The organism is Pseudomonas sp. GM21 (assembly GCF_000282215.1).
Classification (GTDB): Bacteria; Pseudomonadota; Gammaproteobacteria; order Pseudomonadales; family Pseudomonadaceae; genus Aquipseudomonas.
In genome coordinates this window covers 82,126-96,075 of the sequence record NZ_AKJS01000112.1, presented here as the reverse complement: position 1 = coordinate 96,075, position 13,950 = coordinate 82,126, and the positions used below count along the sequence as shown (strand labels likewise).

Sequence of the window (13,950 nt, the reverse complement as noted above, 5' to 3'; positions counted from 1 at the left end):
GTCGCTGACCGTCTGCCAATCGTTTTTTTAGGGTTTTGAGCGGAATGATCTGGTCGCACCCGTCGGCACTGAGTGTGCCCCGATCACAAAGCAGCTTAACGCTAGCGGCCAAGAAGCCCGCCTCGATCAGCTCGTGGATGGCCTGATCTGAAGCATCGATGGGAATAGGGAGAAACACACCCAGCCGGGCTCGATAGGCACGGTAGGCACCCTCGCGCATCACTTCAGCAAACATGAGTCGCCCTCTAGTTCGGCTTGTCGTAAAGCATCCGGCAATTCACAGCTGCTGTGAAGGAAGATTTGCCGACACGTCACGACAGTCGTGCTCCGTCAAAATGGAGAGCGCTTATCCGCCAGTGCTCCAATGGGCTCCAGAACGCCCTCGGCCAACTGCCTTTTATTCGCCATACAACCGATTTCGGTCATGCCTTTCTCGAAGCCGGCTTTGTAGCCAGCGAAGTCGTCGCATAAAGGAGTTGAATCTACCGTTTGTCTGGAACAATCCGAAACATAGGTCAACGTTGACACTAATTTTATCTGCTAGAAAATTGTAAAATTAACTACAATCTACTGATTTTTAAAATAATTTTTTATCTTCATAAGCTTGTGTCAACAAATAGCAGTGCAGATAACGAGGTCAAGACTGAGGCGTTTAAAAGTGCCTGGGGTCCACTGGGCATGGTGGTCGAAGGTAAATCCTACTGGTTCCGCCTGCCGGCCAAGCGCCACACCATGGACTCGGAATTCGACATCAAAACCATCAAGAGCCTGCCTGACGTAGAAATCGCCTATTCCTACGGCAACGTCAGCGACACGGCGTACAAGGCGCTGGCCCAGTCCGGCGCCAAGGCGATCATCCACGCCGGCACCGGCAATGGTTCGGTTTCCTCGCGCGTCGTTCCCTCCTTGCAAGCCTTGAGCAAGGACGGCGTACAAATCATTCGCTCGTCCCACGTCAACGCCGGCGGTTTCGTGCTGCGTAATGCCGAACAGCCTGACGATAAATACGACTGGGTTGTCGCGCACGACTTGAACCCGCAAAAAGCCCGCATCCTGGCCATGGTTGCACTGACCAAGACCAACGACAGCAAAGAGCTGCAACGGATGTTCTGGGAATACTGATTCACCCTCGCCCGACCCGTCCTGGTCGGGCACTTTCTTGACCACTCGTCAGCGTTGACGAGTGGTTAACGTGTTGCGCAGAACTCCGATAAACATTTTTCCTTCTTCCTACACCAAACGGAAAAAACTGCTGTCAGAGGATTTTCTTGAGTTTTAAGCAGTTGCGAAAATGCTTACAGTTTAATACTGTATGTACGTACAGCTTAATAAGGATAATCCCGTGGCCACCACTTCCGCCTCTCCTGACACCTATGCACGCATGGGTTTGCGCGTTCAGAAAATCATCAACTCCCCCACCGCGCAAAAAGCCAAAGCCGCACTGATCTTCCGCCTGCCGGACGAACCCGTGGATGAGTGGGAACAACTGCTCGAAGAGATCGACGAGAACGATAACGTTACCCTCGCCTATCGTGACGATGGCGGCGTGCAGATTTTCTGGGTTGTGCCGAAGGAAGATTGAGTCGATGAGTGTCCGCTGGTTTGCCTTACTGTTTCTGTTCATCGTCCTCGGGGCTCAGGCTGGCGCCCCACGCACTTTCAGCGAAGCCAAAAAAGTCGCCTGGACGTTGTATGCACCGCAATCCACCGAGTTTTATTGTGGCTGCAAATACACCGGCAACAAGGTGAACCTGGCGACCTGTGGTTATGTGCCGCGCAAAAATGCCAAACGCGCCGCCCGCATCGAGTGGGAACACATTGTCCCGGCGTGGCAGATCGGCCATCAGCGCCAGTGTTGGCAGACAGGTGGCCGCAAGAATTGCACCCGTTACGATCCGGTTTATCAGAAGGCCGAAGCCGATTTGCACAACCTGGTGCCGAGCATTGGCGAGGTGAACGGCGATCGCAATAACTTCAGTTTTGGTTGGCTGCCGGTGCAAACCGGTCAATATGGCTCATGCCTGACTCAGGTCGATTTCAAGGCGAAGAAGGTCATGCCCCGCCCTTCCATCCGCGGCATGATAGCCCGGACTTATTTTTACATGAGCAAGCAGTATGGTTTGAGCTTGTCGAAACAGGATCGCCAACTGTACGAGGCCTGGAACAAAACCTATCCGGTTGAAGCCTGGGAGCGTCAGCGCAACCAGAGCGTGGCGTGCGTTATGGGGCGTGGGAATGAGTTTGTCGGGCCAGTGAATATGAAAGCCTGCAGCTGATCACCCACTGATAGCTAAAAGGCCTCGGTTTAATACCCGAGGCTTTTTGCGTTTCCAGCCGTCTGCGTTACTGGACCGCAGGACGCTCTAGCACCAGCACTTCAATATTCTGTTTCTTGGCCCGTTTGAGCGCGGCAGCCACCTCTGCCTGCTTGGCCTCGGTCTCGGCTTTCGAGCTGTATGGTCCCATCAGAATGCGCGCCTTGCCATTTTCCATGACGACGTTGGAAACGAAGCTATGCTCGATCAACCAGCCGCTCAAATCGCTGACAGCCTGGGGGGTTACGCCTCGCACTTCGAGGTCCCATTGCGGCCCGCTAGCCGCCGTGGGTGCGGAGACGACTGCCGGTTTGGACGCCTGGGCATCGACACCCTTGCCCTCACCGCACCCAGCCAGCGCCAATACAGCGATTACCAAGACCATTTTGCGCACAACGGTTCCCTCTTAATGCTGAAAGCGGTGATTTTAACATTCATGAATACTTCCCGAGTGCCGCAAAATGGGCACAAAACAACGAGAATGATGGTGGCCGCCTCTGTATAGTTACGCCTTGGGAATTAATGCAGCATCTGCGCGTCAGAAAGAGGCACCCAAACCGTGAGACTTCGCACTAATCTATACGTACCACCGACCTCTGCACTGTTCGAAATCAGGTGCCCTACAAAGCAATCAAGGAGAAGACCATGCTGATACTCACCCGCAAAGTCGGTGAAAGCATAAACATCGGTGACGATATTACGATCACTATCCTGGGCGTGAGCGGCCAGCAAGTCAGGATCGGCATCAACGCTCCGAAAGACGTTGCAGTGCATCGTGAAGAAATCTACCAACGCATTCAGGCTGGCCTTACCGCGCCGGACAAGCCACAAACCCCCTGAATCCTGTTGCAGTCAGTAGCCAGCCCGTTCGCCCTGAACAACGGCTGGCTAAAGATTCGAGCGCCGTATTGCCCGCCGTTTACACATTCACCTCTCTCGCCAAAACATGCAGCCGATAGTACCGGCATGTCCCAGGCGATGAATGTCAGACATTTCCGAATATCCCCGAGGAAGGACCTACCGCAATCGGTTAACCAAAGGTTACTCCGCGCGCCATTCCGGTCGCTGCTATGACCATCAGCAATACCAGCAATGCTTCGACATGACTGATTCGGGCAAACAGCTTTGCGCGCCCGGTATCGATTGCCGAGCCACGGGCAAGCGCAATTCGCCACTTGATCAGCGCCAGCATTGGAGCGACCTCAAGCAGCAAAATCAATATGAAGAGCGTCATCTTGAGATGGAACAGGGGTTGGTGAAGGTAGTAGTCGGTACCTTTTTCGTACCCACCAAAGGCCCGCAGCCCACCGGTAACCAGGAGGATGACGGCGCTGATCCCCCACAGATTATCGGCCATCAGCACGCGACAAGGCTCCCCTGTCCCGGCCGCCAGTCGACTGAATGCCGTGCCTCGGGTTAAAACCGCCCAGAAGCCCAACGCAAAAGCCAGCAAGTGAATCGCCGCAAAAGACCAAGGAACCAGCATCGTTAGACTCCATCAGACCGAGATTGAGTTTGGCCAGTCAGTAGTAGCCCAAAAACCCGGAACTTGCCCGATTTGAGGCGGCGGCACATTAGCGATCAAAGCCCCCATGACAAATTTCAGGCAAAAAAAATCCCAAGCAGCTGATGGAAGCTTGGGACTTAAAAATGCATAAACCGTGGTGGTGAACGCGGGGCGATAATATCCCAACACTCTCCTTGTAACAATATAATTTCGCTCACCACCTGGTTAATAACATTCGTAACCCTTTAAATATCCACACTATTTTTACGGAATCTATCAAATCAGCAGACCGTTCGCCTGATTCAGAATGCCCACACTGCCCGTCATTGCGGTCGCCAGACGTGACGAGCCCAGCGCTACGGCTGGGCTCCGGTTATTTTCTGTTTTCCATCATCTTGTCGGCGAGGGTCTTGGCTCTTTCAATCAACAGGTTCTGCCTGTCTTCGTGAGTAGCCCCTCCTACGACTGGTGCCGTCAGATTGCTTTCCGCAATCAACGCAGCGCAGAAATATTGATCCCAAACAGCCCTGCCTTCAGATGCCTGCTTGTTCATTTGATCAGCGATCATATGCGGCTCCTTTTGGTGAGGTAGCACCGCTATCTTACGCCTGAATCGTGAACAACCTTTGCCGTTGAAAGCAATCAGCACGAGTAGTGGGGCAATTTATGGGATCTGATGGTGTTCCTCTCGCTCGTGAATTCCCCCTGCTACGCTGAAATCTATACGGAGGACTCGCGATGCCAAATTCTGACTTGCTCCCTTCCCTGCTTTTCAAACTCAACGAAAATCAGCTCGCCCTCGAAGCCGCAATTTGGGAACTGTCGAACTGGGTCGAGCAGCGCGGATCAGCAGACGTCGCCGACAATGTGCGCTGCACCTTGGACACACTCGACAAGAATGAAGAATTCATCAAGATGACTCTCGCCGTGCTAATGGCACCAGAATAAAAAAAGATCGAAAGCCATCAGCCCCTCCCAACGAAAGTCCTTGCTCTGCGAGTAGTGGCCCTTCGAAAGAAGGCCCGCCGAGCGCGGGCTTTCAGCAATCTACTCATCGCCTCCAAGGGGAGAAGATAGTCCGCGCCCCTTATTGGATCGGGATCAACATTTGGCGTTGAGCAGCAGTCAAGGTGTCAATGGAGGCAATGCTTAAACCGGCAGGAACGCTGACGGCGACAGGCGTGCCCATATCGGCGGAAACACTCTCAGGCAGTTTGTACATTGCACCTGTCAGCGGATCAACGATCAGTAAACCGATGACGCCACCAATCAAGATATTGCCCCAATACCAGCCGCTAAGCCCAGAGTCCAGCTCGACGGTTTGGTCTGGGTAGCCTGCCTTCTTGAATTTCAGGGTGTAAGTCTCGCCGCTGAAGTAGCCGTGACCCGATTTCAGCGTGACCGTGCTTGGGGTATTACCCGAATGAACCACCTTTCCACTCTTGTCCAAAACATCAAAAGAAGCGCCTGCAGGGGCGCTTGACACCGCAACAGGGTATTTGCTGTCGCCAACGATGCTAGCGCAGCCCGACGTTAAGATCGCGGCCACAACAATGGTCGCGCCAAGAGTTTTGCGAATAAGCATAAGGTTTTCTCTTTTTTTTGTGCCGTCATTGGCTACCCGCATTGCGCGGGTCGGGCTGATTTTACCCGGGTGATATCTTTTTGCCACTATCGAAATATCCGCCAGAGAAGCTTTTCTTTTTCGGCCGGCGAGCGCGCTATCTTCCACGAGACCCGCTCTCGCAGTTTGCTGTACGAACAACAGGATTTTGAGCAGGAAAAATCCAGGCTTGAAAGGGACGCTGATGTGAAGATGACTGGGCACTATCAACCAGGAGACAGGGATGAAGCAGTGGTCTACAGGAAGATCAAAGCTGACCCGAATGTGTAGCGCGGCGGCTTTTTTTAAATCGCAGACATCGGCATAGGAGGCGGCCATCTGGCCGCGCCCCTGCCACACCACCCGGCATGCGGGTCCGCACCGGGCGGTTCGAGAAGTTGAGGTCAGCAGAGTCGCACCAATCCAACACTCGATTCAGCTCAAAGCGGCTATTACGCCACCAACTATAAGAGTTGACCGCCACTTTCCGGGCCGATTGGCTGCTGGCTCCCAGCGCCCCCAGTTCGCGGTAGATCGTCGTTCCACGCCTCCATTGTTTAAGCTGGATCGCTCGCAATCGGTGACGCATCCACTCGTCCAGCCCTCGCCAGACTTTGGGCGTTTGCGACAACCCGAAGTAAGTTTTCCAGCCCAGAAGATAAGGCCGTAGATTTTCGACAACCTGTCGCAGACTGCGACCGCCCGAGCGACGGGTGAGTTCGCGTATTCGTTGCTTGAACTGCTGACGCGCCTTGACCGCTACTGCTCTTTTGACGCCTTGTGGAGATGCCCAGAAAGCGTATCCCAGAAACTTGCGGCCAAACGCGCTCGCGACCGCACTCTTGCTTTCGTTGACGCTAAAGTGCAGCTTTTCATACAGACGCGTCAGCAAAGCCATCACCCGCTGCCCCGCCTTTCGGCTGCGAACATACACATTCGCGTCGTCGGCATAACGCGCAAAACAATGGCCTCGACGTTCAAGCTCTCGGTCCACTTCGTCCAGCAGCACATTCGCCAGCAGTGGCGACAGCGGGCCGCCTTGCGGCGCCCCACAACGGCTTTTCTCGACCACTCCATTGATCTGCGTTCCCGCATCCAGATAAGCCCGGATCAACCGTATAACGGCGCGATCCGCAATCCGTTTGCCGAGGCGATCAATCAGGATGTCGTGATCAACCCGGTCGAAGAACTTCTCCAGATCAACATCCACGACTACTTTTCGGCCTGAAGATACGTAGCGCCGAGCCGCCGAAACAGCATTCTGAGCACAGCGTCCCGGCCGAAAACCGTAGCTGTATTCACTGAAAGTTGGATCAATAAGTGGCTGCAGGACTTGCAACAGCGCTTGCTGTATCAGCCGGTCGGTAACCGTCGGGATACCTAGCTCGCGCTCGCCACCGTCAGGCTTGGGAATTACCACACGCTTTACCGGACTGGGCCGGTAGGCGCCTGAAATGAGCTGTTCACGAATCGTAGGCCATTGGCACAGCAAACGTTCGGCAGTCTGTTCAATATCCAGACCGTCGACGCCCGCAGCACCCTTGTTGGCCTTGACCCGTTTCCATGCCCGTTTCAGGTTTTCTCTCGCAAAGGCCCGCTCCAGCAGCCCTTGCCCTGCGTTATCGGGTTCATCTTGCGGGCGATTGACCTCGTCGCTGACGGGATTTCTCACGGTTTCACCGCTCGTCGTCTCCATCCGCCCCGCGTTTGGCAGGCATCTGACTTCCAGTCTTTCGCATCAACATGGCCTATAACACTTTCTCTCGTTCGGCCCTTCGTCAAAAAAAAGACTACTACGGCCTATGCTGACTTCTCGCTCCGGCTAGCGCCGTCGCCCTTTCAGGCGCGAGGCGAGATCGCCTCAGGTAAGAACGCAATCCTTCCCCGCACAACCGCCGGATTTACGTTGCCGCCCCTTTGACCACAAGAGCTTTGCGGTTTGCTGCCCGCTCGCCCTGGTCGGCATCGCCTTGTATCCGGTTCTTGTCCATCGGCTCGCGGTTTCGATTCACGCTTCCTCCCCACACTCAGTCGCCCTCATGCAGTTGCGCTTCACTTCGTTCGCTGTGGTCAGCTTACGGCGGGACTTTCACCCACAAGATTGCGCCCATGCTGGGCGCACAAAAAAACGGCACCTTTCGGTGCCGTTCGCCTTTCTCAGTGCAGAAGCTTACTTAGGCGCGTTCGCCCACGACTTCAGCAGCTCGTTGTAGTTGACGGTTTCACCCTTGGGCTTCTCGTTCGCCAGTTTCGGCTTCGGTGCACCTGGTTGATCGAACCAGTATTGCGCATCGCGCTCGGGGTTCATTTTCGGTGCGCAGGTGGTTTGCGCCTTCGAACGTTCCAGACGGGTCATGATCGCGTCTTGATCCTTGGCCAGTCCGTCCAGTGCCTGTTGCGGGGTTTTCTCGCCGCTGACCGCTTCGGCGATGTGGCTCCACCACAGCTGCGCAAGACGCGGATAGTCCGGCACGTTGGTCCCGGTCGGGGTCCATTGCACGCGGGCCGGGCTGCGGTAGAACTCCACCAGGCCACCGAGTTTCGGTGCCAGGTCGGTCATCGCTTGCGACTTGATGTCCGACTCGCGAATCGGGGTCAGGCCGACGATGGTTTTCTTCAGCGACACGGTTTTCGAGGTCACGAACTGCGCATAGAGCCAGGCGGCAAGTTTCTGCTTCTCAGGCGTGGACTTCATGAACGTCCAGGAACCCACGTCCTGATACCCCAGCTTCATGCCTTCTTCCCAGTAGGGACCGCGCGGCGACGGCGCCATGCGCCATTTTGGCGTGCCATCGGCGTTTACCACTGGCAGACCCGCTTTGGTCATGTCGGCGGTGAATGCGGTGTACCAGAAAATCTGTTGGGCAATGTTGCCCTGGGCTGGCACCGGACCGGCCTCGGAGAAGGTCATGCCCGCCGCTTCCGGTGGCGCATAGGCCTTGAGCCAGTCGACGTATTTCTGGGTAGCAAAGACCGCCGCTGGCCCGTTGGTGTCGCCGCCGCGGGTCACGCTGGAACCCACCGGATGGCAATCCTCGACCCGAATACCCCACTCGTCCACCGGCAAGCCGTTGGGCAGGCCTTTGTCGCCGCCACCGGCCATGGAGAACCAGGCATCGGTGAAGCGCCAGCCCAGGGACGGGTCTTTCTTGCCATAGTCCATGTGGCCGTAAACCCGCTTGCCGTCGATTTCCTTGACGTCTTCGCTAAAGAATTTGGCGATGTCTTCATAGGCCGACCAGTTCACCGGCACGCCCAACTCGTAGCCGTACTTTTCCTTGAACTTGGCTTTCAAGTCTGCCCGTTCGAACCAGTCGGCGCGGAACCAGTAGAGGTTGGCGAATTGCTGGTCAGGCAGCTGATAGAGCTTGCCGTCCGGGGCCGTGGTGAAGGAGATGCCGATGAAGTCCTTGAGGTCCAGGGTCGGCGAGGTGAAGTCCTTGCCTTCGTTGGCCATCAGGTCGGTGATCGATTCAGTCTTGCCGTAGCGCAAGTGAGTACCGATCAAGTCCGAGTCATTGACCCAGCCGTCATAAATGCTCTTGTCCGACTGCATCACGGTCTGCAGTTTTTCCACCACGTCGCCTTCCTGCAGCAGGTCGTGGGTCAGCTTGATGCCGGTGATCTCGGTGAACGCCTTGGCCAGCACCTTGGACTCGTATTCGTGGGTGGCGATGGTTTCCGAAACCACTTTGATGTTCATCCCGCGAAACGGCTCCGCCGCCTTGATGAACCACTTCAGCTCTTCCAGCTGTTGATCGGCTGTCAATGTGGATGGCTTGAACTCACTGCCGATCCATTTTTTCGCAGCGTCTTCATAGGCATCGGCCCAGGCCGAAGCGCTCAACCCACTGAGTGCCAGCATGGCTGCCAATGAAATGCTATGTCGCAGCTTATTGTTTTTGTCGAACATAGAGACCTCCTGTTTGGGTTTCGGGACACCATTTGCCGAGCGATTCGACTAGCCCCAACGCATCACAGCCAACAGCCACACCAGGGACAACGCGGACGCTACCCAGATGCTCCAGTCGGTGACGCCAATTACCAGCAAATGCAGGTAGGCGCTGCCGAGAAGACCGATAAACAGCCGATCGCCACGGGTGGTGGCAATCGGCAACAAACCCCGCCGAAGAATGCTCGGCGAACGTAATTCCCAGGTCGTCATGCCCACCAGAATCAGGCCAATGACGATGAAGAACACTGCGGTGGGGACCGTCCAACTCATCCATTCCATCATCATCAGTTCCTCATACCCGACCCAGGGCAAAGCCCTTGGCCACGTGGTTTCGAACAAACCAGATCACCAGCATGCCCGGCAGGATGGTCAACACCCCCGCCGCCGCCAGCACGCCCCAATCGATGCCCGACGCCGAAACCGTGCGGGTCATCACCGCCGCAATCGGCTTGGCATTCACCGACGTGAGCGTTCGCGCCAGGAGCAATTCAACCCAGGAAAACATGAAGCAGAAGAACGCCGTGACGCCGATGCCGGAACCGATCAGCGGGATAAAAATCTTCACGAAAAACTTGGGAAAACTATAGCCGTCAATGTAGGCCGTCTCGTCGATTTCCTTGGGAACACCGGACATGAAGCCCTCAAGAATCCACACCGCCAACGGCACGTTAAACAGGCAGTGCGCCAAGGCCACCGCGATGTGGGTGTCGAACAAACCGATCGAGGAATACAGCTGGAAGAACGGCAACAGGAACACCGCCGGTGGCGCCATGCGGTTGGTCAGCAGCCAGAAGAACAGGTGCTTGTCGCCGAGAAAGCGATAGCGCGAAAACGCATACGCCGCCGGCAGAGCCACGCTCAGGGCAATCACCGTGTTCAGGCTCACGTAATACAGCGAGTTGAGGTAACCGGTGTACCAGGCGGGATCGGTGAAAATCACCTTGTAGTTATGCAAGGTGAAATCCGCGGGGAACAACGTCAGGCCGCCGAGGATTTCGGTGTTGCTCTTGAACGACATGTTCAGCAGCCAGTAGATCGGCACCAGCAGGAACAGGATGTAGATCAGCAGCGGTATCAGCTTTCTCTTGCTCATGGCGGGCCTCAGCGGTTGGCGTCAGAGTGAGTCATGGCGGTGTAGAACAGCCAGGACACCAACAGGATGATCAGGAAGTACACCAGCGAGAATGCGGCTGCCGGCCCCAGGTCGAATTGCCCTACAGCCATCTGAGTCAGGGTCTGACTCAGGAATGTCGTGGCATTCCCCGGGCCGCCACCGGTCAACACGAACGGCTCGGTGTAGATCATGAAACTGTCCATGAACCGCAGCATCACCGCGATCAACAGCACGCTTTTCAGCTTGGGCAACTGGATGTGCCGGAACACCGCCCAAGCCGAGGCCCGATCAATCCGCGCGGCCTGGTAATACACATCCGGAATCGCCCGCAAACCGGAGAAGCACAACAGCGCCACCAACGACGTCCAGTGCCATACGTCCATCACCAGCACCGTGACCCAGGCGTCCATGGTGTTCGCCGCATAGTTATAGCTGATGCCCATGGCATTGAGGCTCGAACCGAGCAGGCCGATGTCGGCGCGACCGAAAATCTGCCAGATCGTGCCGACCACGTTCCATGGAATCAGCAACGGAATCGCCAGAATGATCAGCACCAGCGACGACCAGCGCCCCTTGGTTGGCATGGTCAGGGCGATGGCGATGCCCAGCGGGATTTCGATCAGCAGCACGCAGCCGGAATAGATGAACTGCCGCAACAGTGAGTCATGCAGGCGTGGATCGAGCAGCACCTGCCTGTACCAGTCGGCGCCGACGAAGTAGCGACTGGATTGGTCGAAGATGTCCTGCACCGAATAGTTGACCACCGTCATCATCGGGATCACCGCACTGAAGGCCACCAGCAGGAACACCGGCAACACCAGCCACCAGGCCTTGTTGTTTTGCACCTTGTTCATGGCTGCGCCTCCAGCAGGTATTCATCGGCATACACCATCAACCACTGCGCCGGAAAACTGATGTACGCCGTGCCTTCAGGCACCGGTTTGTCTTCGGCCAGGCGCACTTTCAAGGGTGCGCCGTCGAGGTTCAGGGTCAGGATCTTGTAGGTGCCGAGGTCTTCGATGTGTACGACCTGAGCCTTCATCGCGTCATCAAAGGGTTCGTCCCACACATGCACGAACTCCGGACGGATGCCGACCTTGAGGGTTTTCCACTCGGACTCGGCGATGCGCAGTTGTTGCGCCTCAGACAGCGGCAGATGCGTCGAGGCGAAACCCACGCCCCCCGGTTGCGGCGTGACCTCGATCAGGTTCATCCCCGGGCTGCCGATGAAGTAACCGACAAAGGTGTGGCTCGGCCGTTCGAACAATTCTCGCGGCGTACCGAATTGCACGATCTGCCCGCCGTACATCACCGCGATTTTGTCAGCGAACGTCGAGGCCTCCAGCTGATCGTGGGTGACGTAGACCATGGTGATGTTGAACTGCTCGTGGATCTGCTTGAGCTTGCGCCGCAACTTCCACTTCAGGTGCGGGTCGATCACGGTCAGCGGTTCGTCGAACAGGATGGCCGAGACGTCATCGCGCACCAGCCCACGGCCCATGGAGACTTTCTGCTTTTCGTCGGCGGTGAGGTTGCTGGCCTTTTTGCTCAGCAGCGCCTGCAGGTCCAGCACCTCGGCAATTTCTTGCACCTTGGTGTGAATTCTCGCTTCGGCCATGCCCTGATTACGCAGCGGAAACGCCAGGTTATCGAACACCGTCATGGTGTCGTAGACAACCGGAAACTGAAAAACCTGGGCTATGTTGCGCTTCTCCGGCGTCAGGTTGTTGACCGCTTTGCCGTCGAACAGCACATGCCCTTGAGAGGGGCTGAGCAACCCGGAAATGATGTTGAGCAAGGTTGACTTGCCACACCCCGAAGGCCCGAGCAACGCATAGGCGCCGCCCTGTTCCCAAACGTGGTCCATCTCGCGGATCGCGTAATCCTCGGGACCGGTCGGGGTTTTGGTGTAGCTGTGGGCAAGGTTCTGCAAACGAATTTCGGCCATCAGGCAACCCTCGCAATACGGCGACCGGGCGCCTGGACCAAACGGCCCTGCGCATCGAACACAAACAGTTTATGGGTCGGGATATAAATGCGGATCGGCGCATCGACGTCGTATTCGTGAACGCCGGGCAAGTGCAGCACCAGCAGGAAATGCTCGTTGCGCACATGCAGGAAAGTTTCCGAACCACTGATCTCGGCGACCTCGACCGTCACGGCCAGTTCCAGGTCATCGTCGTTGCTCGGTACCAGCGAGATGTGGCTGGGCCGCACGCCGAAACGGAACTCGCCCTCGCCCACCGGCCGCAGATCGACGTTCAACGGGAAGTGCACGAAATTGGCGAAGCTGACTTCGTTACCGGCAATACGCCCCGGCATCAGGTTGATCGGCGGCTCGGAGAACAGCTCTGCCGCGAGCACGCTTTGCGGCTGGTGATACACCTCGGACGACTTGCCGCTCTGGATCACCCGGCCCTCGTGAAGAATGGTCGTGGTGCCACCCAGTGCCAGGGCTTCGTTGGGCTCGGTGGTGGCATAAATCGCGATGGTGTGCCGCGCCTTGAACAGCTCGCGCATTTCCTGGCGCAGTTCTTCGCGCAGCTTGTAATCGAGGTTGACCAGCGGTTCATCGAACAGAATCAATTCGGCATCTTTGACCAGTGCGCGGGCCATGGCCGTACGCTGTTGCTGGCCGCCGGAAAGTTCAAGGGGGTGGCGCTGGAGGAATTTCTCGATGCGCAGCATCTTCGCGGTTTCCAGCACTTTGCTCTGGATCACTTCTTTGGAAACACCGCTCTGACGCAACGGTGAGGCAATGTTTTCGAAGACCGTCATGGTCGGGTAATTGATGAACTGTTGATAGACCATCGACACGTTACGCAGGCGCACCGGGCGCTGGGTGACGTCGACGCCATTCATCAGGATGCGGCCGCTGTCAGGTTTGTCCAGACCGGCCATCAGGCGCATCAGACTGGTTTTGCCGGACAGCGTGCGCCCGAGCAAAACGTTGAAGGAACCGGGTTCAAAACTCAGGCAGGCATCGTCGATCCAGGTCTGGCCCTCGACGGTGCGGCTGACGTGCTCCAGGGTTAATGACATGGCTCGGCCTTTTTTATTATTTGGAGTCAAGCGACCGGAGCTACAGAGCGAGTTTCGTGCCAAAAATGGCAAGCCTTTGATCTGGCGGGAAAATCCTTGAGTGAGCGGTGTTAACACTTTCGTTGCTGAACAGAAATGAACAACCGTGATTGAACAACTGAACAAATGAACAATCCAGCCGTTGACAATGAACAATAGTGAACAACACTCTACACACCGTTTTACTGCAAAGAATTCCGAAATACACACGCCTTGTGTAGCAGCTGCCGAAGGCTGCGTCCGGCGACGCAGTCGTCGTAAAATCAGGCGCCACGGTTTATCAGGATGACCGCGCATTCAGGTTTTACGACGACTGCGTCGCCGGACGCAGGCTTCGCCAGCTGCTACAAGTGTTCGCGTTGGCAGCATGCATCA

Annotated in this window: 15 protein-coding genes and 2 pseudogenes; 5 read left to right on the top strand and 12 right to left on the bottom strand. The window is 56.3% G+C overall.

Annotation, left to right across the window (positions count from 1 at the left end):
• Nucleotides 1–235, bottom strand: a pseudogene (locus PMI22_RS10335) (antitoxin Xre/MbcA/ParS toxin-binding domain-containing protein); the annotation flags it as partial.
• Nucleotides 236–636: 401 nt separating this feature from the next.
• On the opposite strand from PMI22_RS10335, the pseudogene PMI22_RS10340 reads away from it, so the two are divergent.
• The 3 genes and pseudogenes from PMI22_RS10340 to PMI22_RS10350 form a co-directional block, all read left to right on the top strand.
• A pseudogene (locus PMI22_RS10340) lies at nt 637–1,122 on the top strand (L-asparaginase); the annotation flags it as partial.
• Between the two features lie 190 nt (nt 1,123–1,312).
• Nucleotides 1,313–1,582, top strand: coding sequence for a DUF1654 domain-containing protein (locus PMI22_RS10345; RefSeq protein ID WP_033049401.1), 270 nt, complete (start codon nt 1,313–1,315; stop codon nt 1,580–1,582).
• A 4-nt stretch (nt 1,583–1,586) separates the two neighbouring features.
• Complete coding sequence (locus PMI22_RS10350; protein WP_007946977.1) at nt 1,587–2,276, top strand: endonuclease; 690 nt, start codon at nt 1,587–1,589, stop codon at nt 2,274–2,276.
• 67 nt (nt 2,277–2,343) lie between these two features.
• Here PMI22_RS10350 and PMI22_RS10355 read toward each other — a convergent pair whose 3' ends face one another.
• On the bottom strand, nt 2,344–2,709 hold the full coding sequence (locus PMI22_RS10355) for a hypothetical protein (protein WP_007946976.1): 366 nt from the start codon (nt 2,707–2,709) through the stop codon (nt 2,344–2,346).
• 251 nt (nt 2,710–2,960) lie between these two features.
• On the opposite strand from PMI22_RS10355, the gene csrA reads away from it, so the two are divergent.
• Complete coding sequence (csrA, locus tag PMI22_RS10360) at nt 2,961–3,155, top strand: carbon storage regulator CsrA (RefSeq protein ID WP_007938114.1); 195 nt, start codon at nt 2,961–2,963, stop codon at nt 3,153–3,155.
• A gap of 190 nt (nt 3,156–3,345) precedes the next feature.
• Here csrA and PMI22_RS10365 read toward each other — a convergent pair whose 3' ends face one another.
• Both PMI22_RS10365 and PMI22_RS10370 read right to left on the bottom strand, forming a co-directional pair.
• Nucleotides 3,346–3,801 carry a DUF2214 family protein gene (locus PMI22_RS10365; protein WP_007946975.1) on the bottom strand — a complete coding sequence of 152 codons (456 nt, stop codon included), beginning with the start codon at nt 3,799–3,801 and terminating at the stop codon, nt 3,346–3,348.
• A 394-nt stretch (nt 3,802–4,195) separates the two neighbouring features.
• Entirely contained in the window at nt 4,196–4,390 is a 195-nt protein-coding gene (locus tag PMI22_RS10370) for a hypothetical protein (RefSeq protein WP_007946974.1), read from the bottom strand.
• A gap of 170 nt (nt 4,391–4,560) precedes the next feature.
• Between PMI22_RS10370 and PMI22_RS10375 the strand changes: the two genes are divergently transcribed.
• Complete coding sequence (locus PMI22_RS10375; RefSeq protein ID WP_007946973.1) at nt 4,561–4,770, top strand: hypothetical protein; 210 nt, start codon at nt 4,561–4,563, stop codon at nt 4,768–4,770.
• A 139-nt stretch (nt 4,771–4,909) separates the two neighbouring features.
• On the opposite strand, the gene PMI22_RS32060 is transcribed toward PMI22_RS10375, so the two are convergent.
• From PMI22_RS32060 to PMI22_RS10415, 8 genes are all read right to left on the bottom strand, one after another.
• Nucleotides 4,910–5,764, bottom strand: coding sequence for a hypothetical protein (locus PMI22_RS32060; protein WP_238543967.1), 855 nt, complete (start codon nt 5,762–5,764; stop codon nt 4,910–4,912).
• On the bottom strand, nt 5,694–7,121 hold the full coding sequence (gene ltrA, locus PMI22_RS10385; protein WP_007946971.1) for a group II intron reverse transcriptase/maturase: 1,428 nt from the start codon (nt 7,119–7,121) through the stop codon (nt 5,694–5,696). The genes PMI22_RS32060 and ltrA overlap by 71 nt, the downstream gene beginning before the upstream one ends.
• Nucleotides 7,122–7,595: 474 nt before the next feature.
• Complete coding sequence (locus tag PMI22_RS10390; RefSeq protein ID WP_007946970.1) at nt 7,596–9,338, bottom strand: ABC transporter substrate-binding protein; 1,743 nt, start codon at nt 9,336–9,338, stop codon at nt 7,596–7,598.
• A 48-nt stretch (nt 9,339–9,386) separates the two neighbouring features.
• Entirely contained in the window at nt 9,387–9,659 is a 273-nt protein-coding gene (locus PMI22_RS10395) for a DUF2160 domain-containing protein (RefSeq protein WP_033049407.1), read from the bottom strand.
• A 13-nt stretch (nt 9,660–9,672) separates the two neighbouring features.
• A complete protein-coding gene (locus tag PMI22_RS10400; protein ID WP_007946968.1) occupies nt 9,673–10,473 on the bottom strand; it encodes a carbohydrate ABC transporter permease in 801 nt (266 codons plus the stop codon).
• 8 nt (nt 10,474–10,481) lie between these two features.
• Nucleotides 10,482–11,348: a carbohydrate ABC transporter permease gene (locus tag PMI22_RS10405; protein WP_007946967.1), complete on the bottom strand. Its 867-nt coding sequence runs from the start codon at nt 11,346–11,348 to the stop codon at nt 10,482–10,484.
• On the bottom strand, nt 11,345–12,442 hold the full coding sequence (locus PMI22_RS10410) for an ABC transporter ATP-binding protein (RefSeq protein WP_007946966.1): 1,098 nt from the start codon (nt 12,440–12,442) through the stop codon (nt 11,345–11,347). The genes PMI22_RS10405 and PMI22_RS10410 overlap by 4 nt, the downstream gene beginning before the upstream one ends.
• Entirely contained in the window at nt 12,442–13,536 is a 1,095-nt protein-coding gene (locus tag PMI22_RS10415; RefSeq protein ID WP_007946965.1) for an ABC transporter ATP-binding protein, read from the bottom strand. The genes PMI22_RS10410 and PMI22_RS10415 overlap by 1 nt, the downstream gene beginning before the upstream one ends.
• Nucleotides 13,537–13,950: the final 414 nt, after the last annotated feature.

Bases quoted from the DNA above. Each gene is read 5' to 3' on its own strand.
- PMI22_RS10365 (WP_007946975.1), bottom strand. From the start codon at position 3,801: ATGCTGGTTCCTTGGTCTTTTGCGGCGATTCACTTGCTGGCTTTTGCG.
- csrA (WP_007938114.1), top strand. From the start codon at position 2,961: ATGCTGATACTCACCCGCAAAGTCGGTGAAAGCATAAACATCGGTGAC.
- PMI22_RS10410 (WP_007946966.1), bottom strand. From the start codon at position 12,442: ATGGCCGAAATTCGTTTGCAGAACCTTGCCCACAGCTACACCAAAACC.
- PMI22_RS10405 (WP_007946967.1), bottom strand. From the start codon at position 11,348: ATGAACAAGGTGCAAAACAACAAGGCCTGGTGGCTGGTGTTGCCGGTG.
- ltrA (WP_007946971.1), bottom strand. From the start codon at position 7,121: ATGGAGACGACGAGCGGTGAAACCGTGAGAAATCCCGTCAGCGACGAG.
- PMI22_RS10415 (WP_007946965.1), bottom strand. From the start codon at position 13,536: ATGTCATTAACCCTGGAGCACGTCAGCCGCACCGTCGAGGGCCAGACC.
- PMI22_RS10390 (WP_007946970.1), bottom strand. From the start codon at position 9,338: ATGTTCGACAAAAACAATAAGCTGCGACATAGCATTTCATTGGCAGCC.
- PMI22_RS32060 (WP_238543967.1), bottom strand. From the start codon at position 5,764: ATGGCCGCCTCCTATGCCGATGTCTGCGATTTAAAAAAAGCCGCCGCG.
- PMI22_RS10350 (WP_007946977.1), top strand. From the start codon at position 1,587: ATGAGTGTCCGCTGGTTTGCCTTACTGTTTCTGTTCATCGTCCTCGGG.
- PMI22_RS10370 (WP_007946974.1), bottom strand. From the start codon at position 4,390: ATGATCGCTGATCAAATGAACAAGCAGGCATCTGAAGGCAGGGCTGTT.
- PMI22_RS10375 (WP_007946973.1), top strand. From the start codon at position 4,561: ATGCCAAATTCTGACTTGCTCCCTTCCCTGCTTTTCAAACTCAACGAA.
- PMI22_RS10400 (WP_007946968.1), bottom strand. From the start codon at position 10,473: ATGAGCAAGAGAAAGCTGATACCGCTGCTGATCTACATCCTGTTCCTG.
- PMI22_RS10395 (WP_033049407.1), bottom strand. From the start codon at position 9,659: ATGGAATGGATGAGTTGGACGGTCCCCACCGCAGTGTTCTTCATCGTC.
- PMI22_RS10345 (WP_033049401.1), top strand. From the start codon at position 1,313: ATGTACGTACAGCTTAATAAGGATAATCCCGTGGCCACCACTTCCGCC.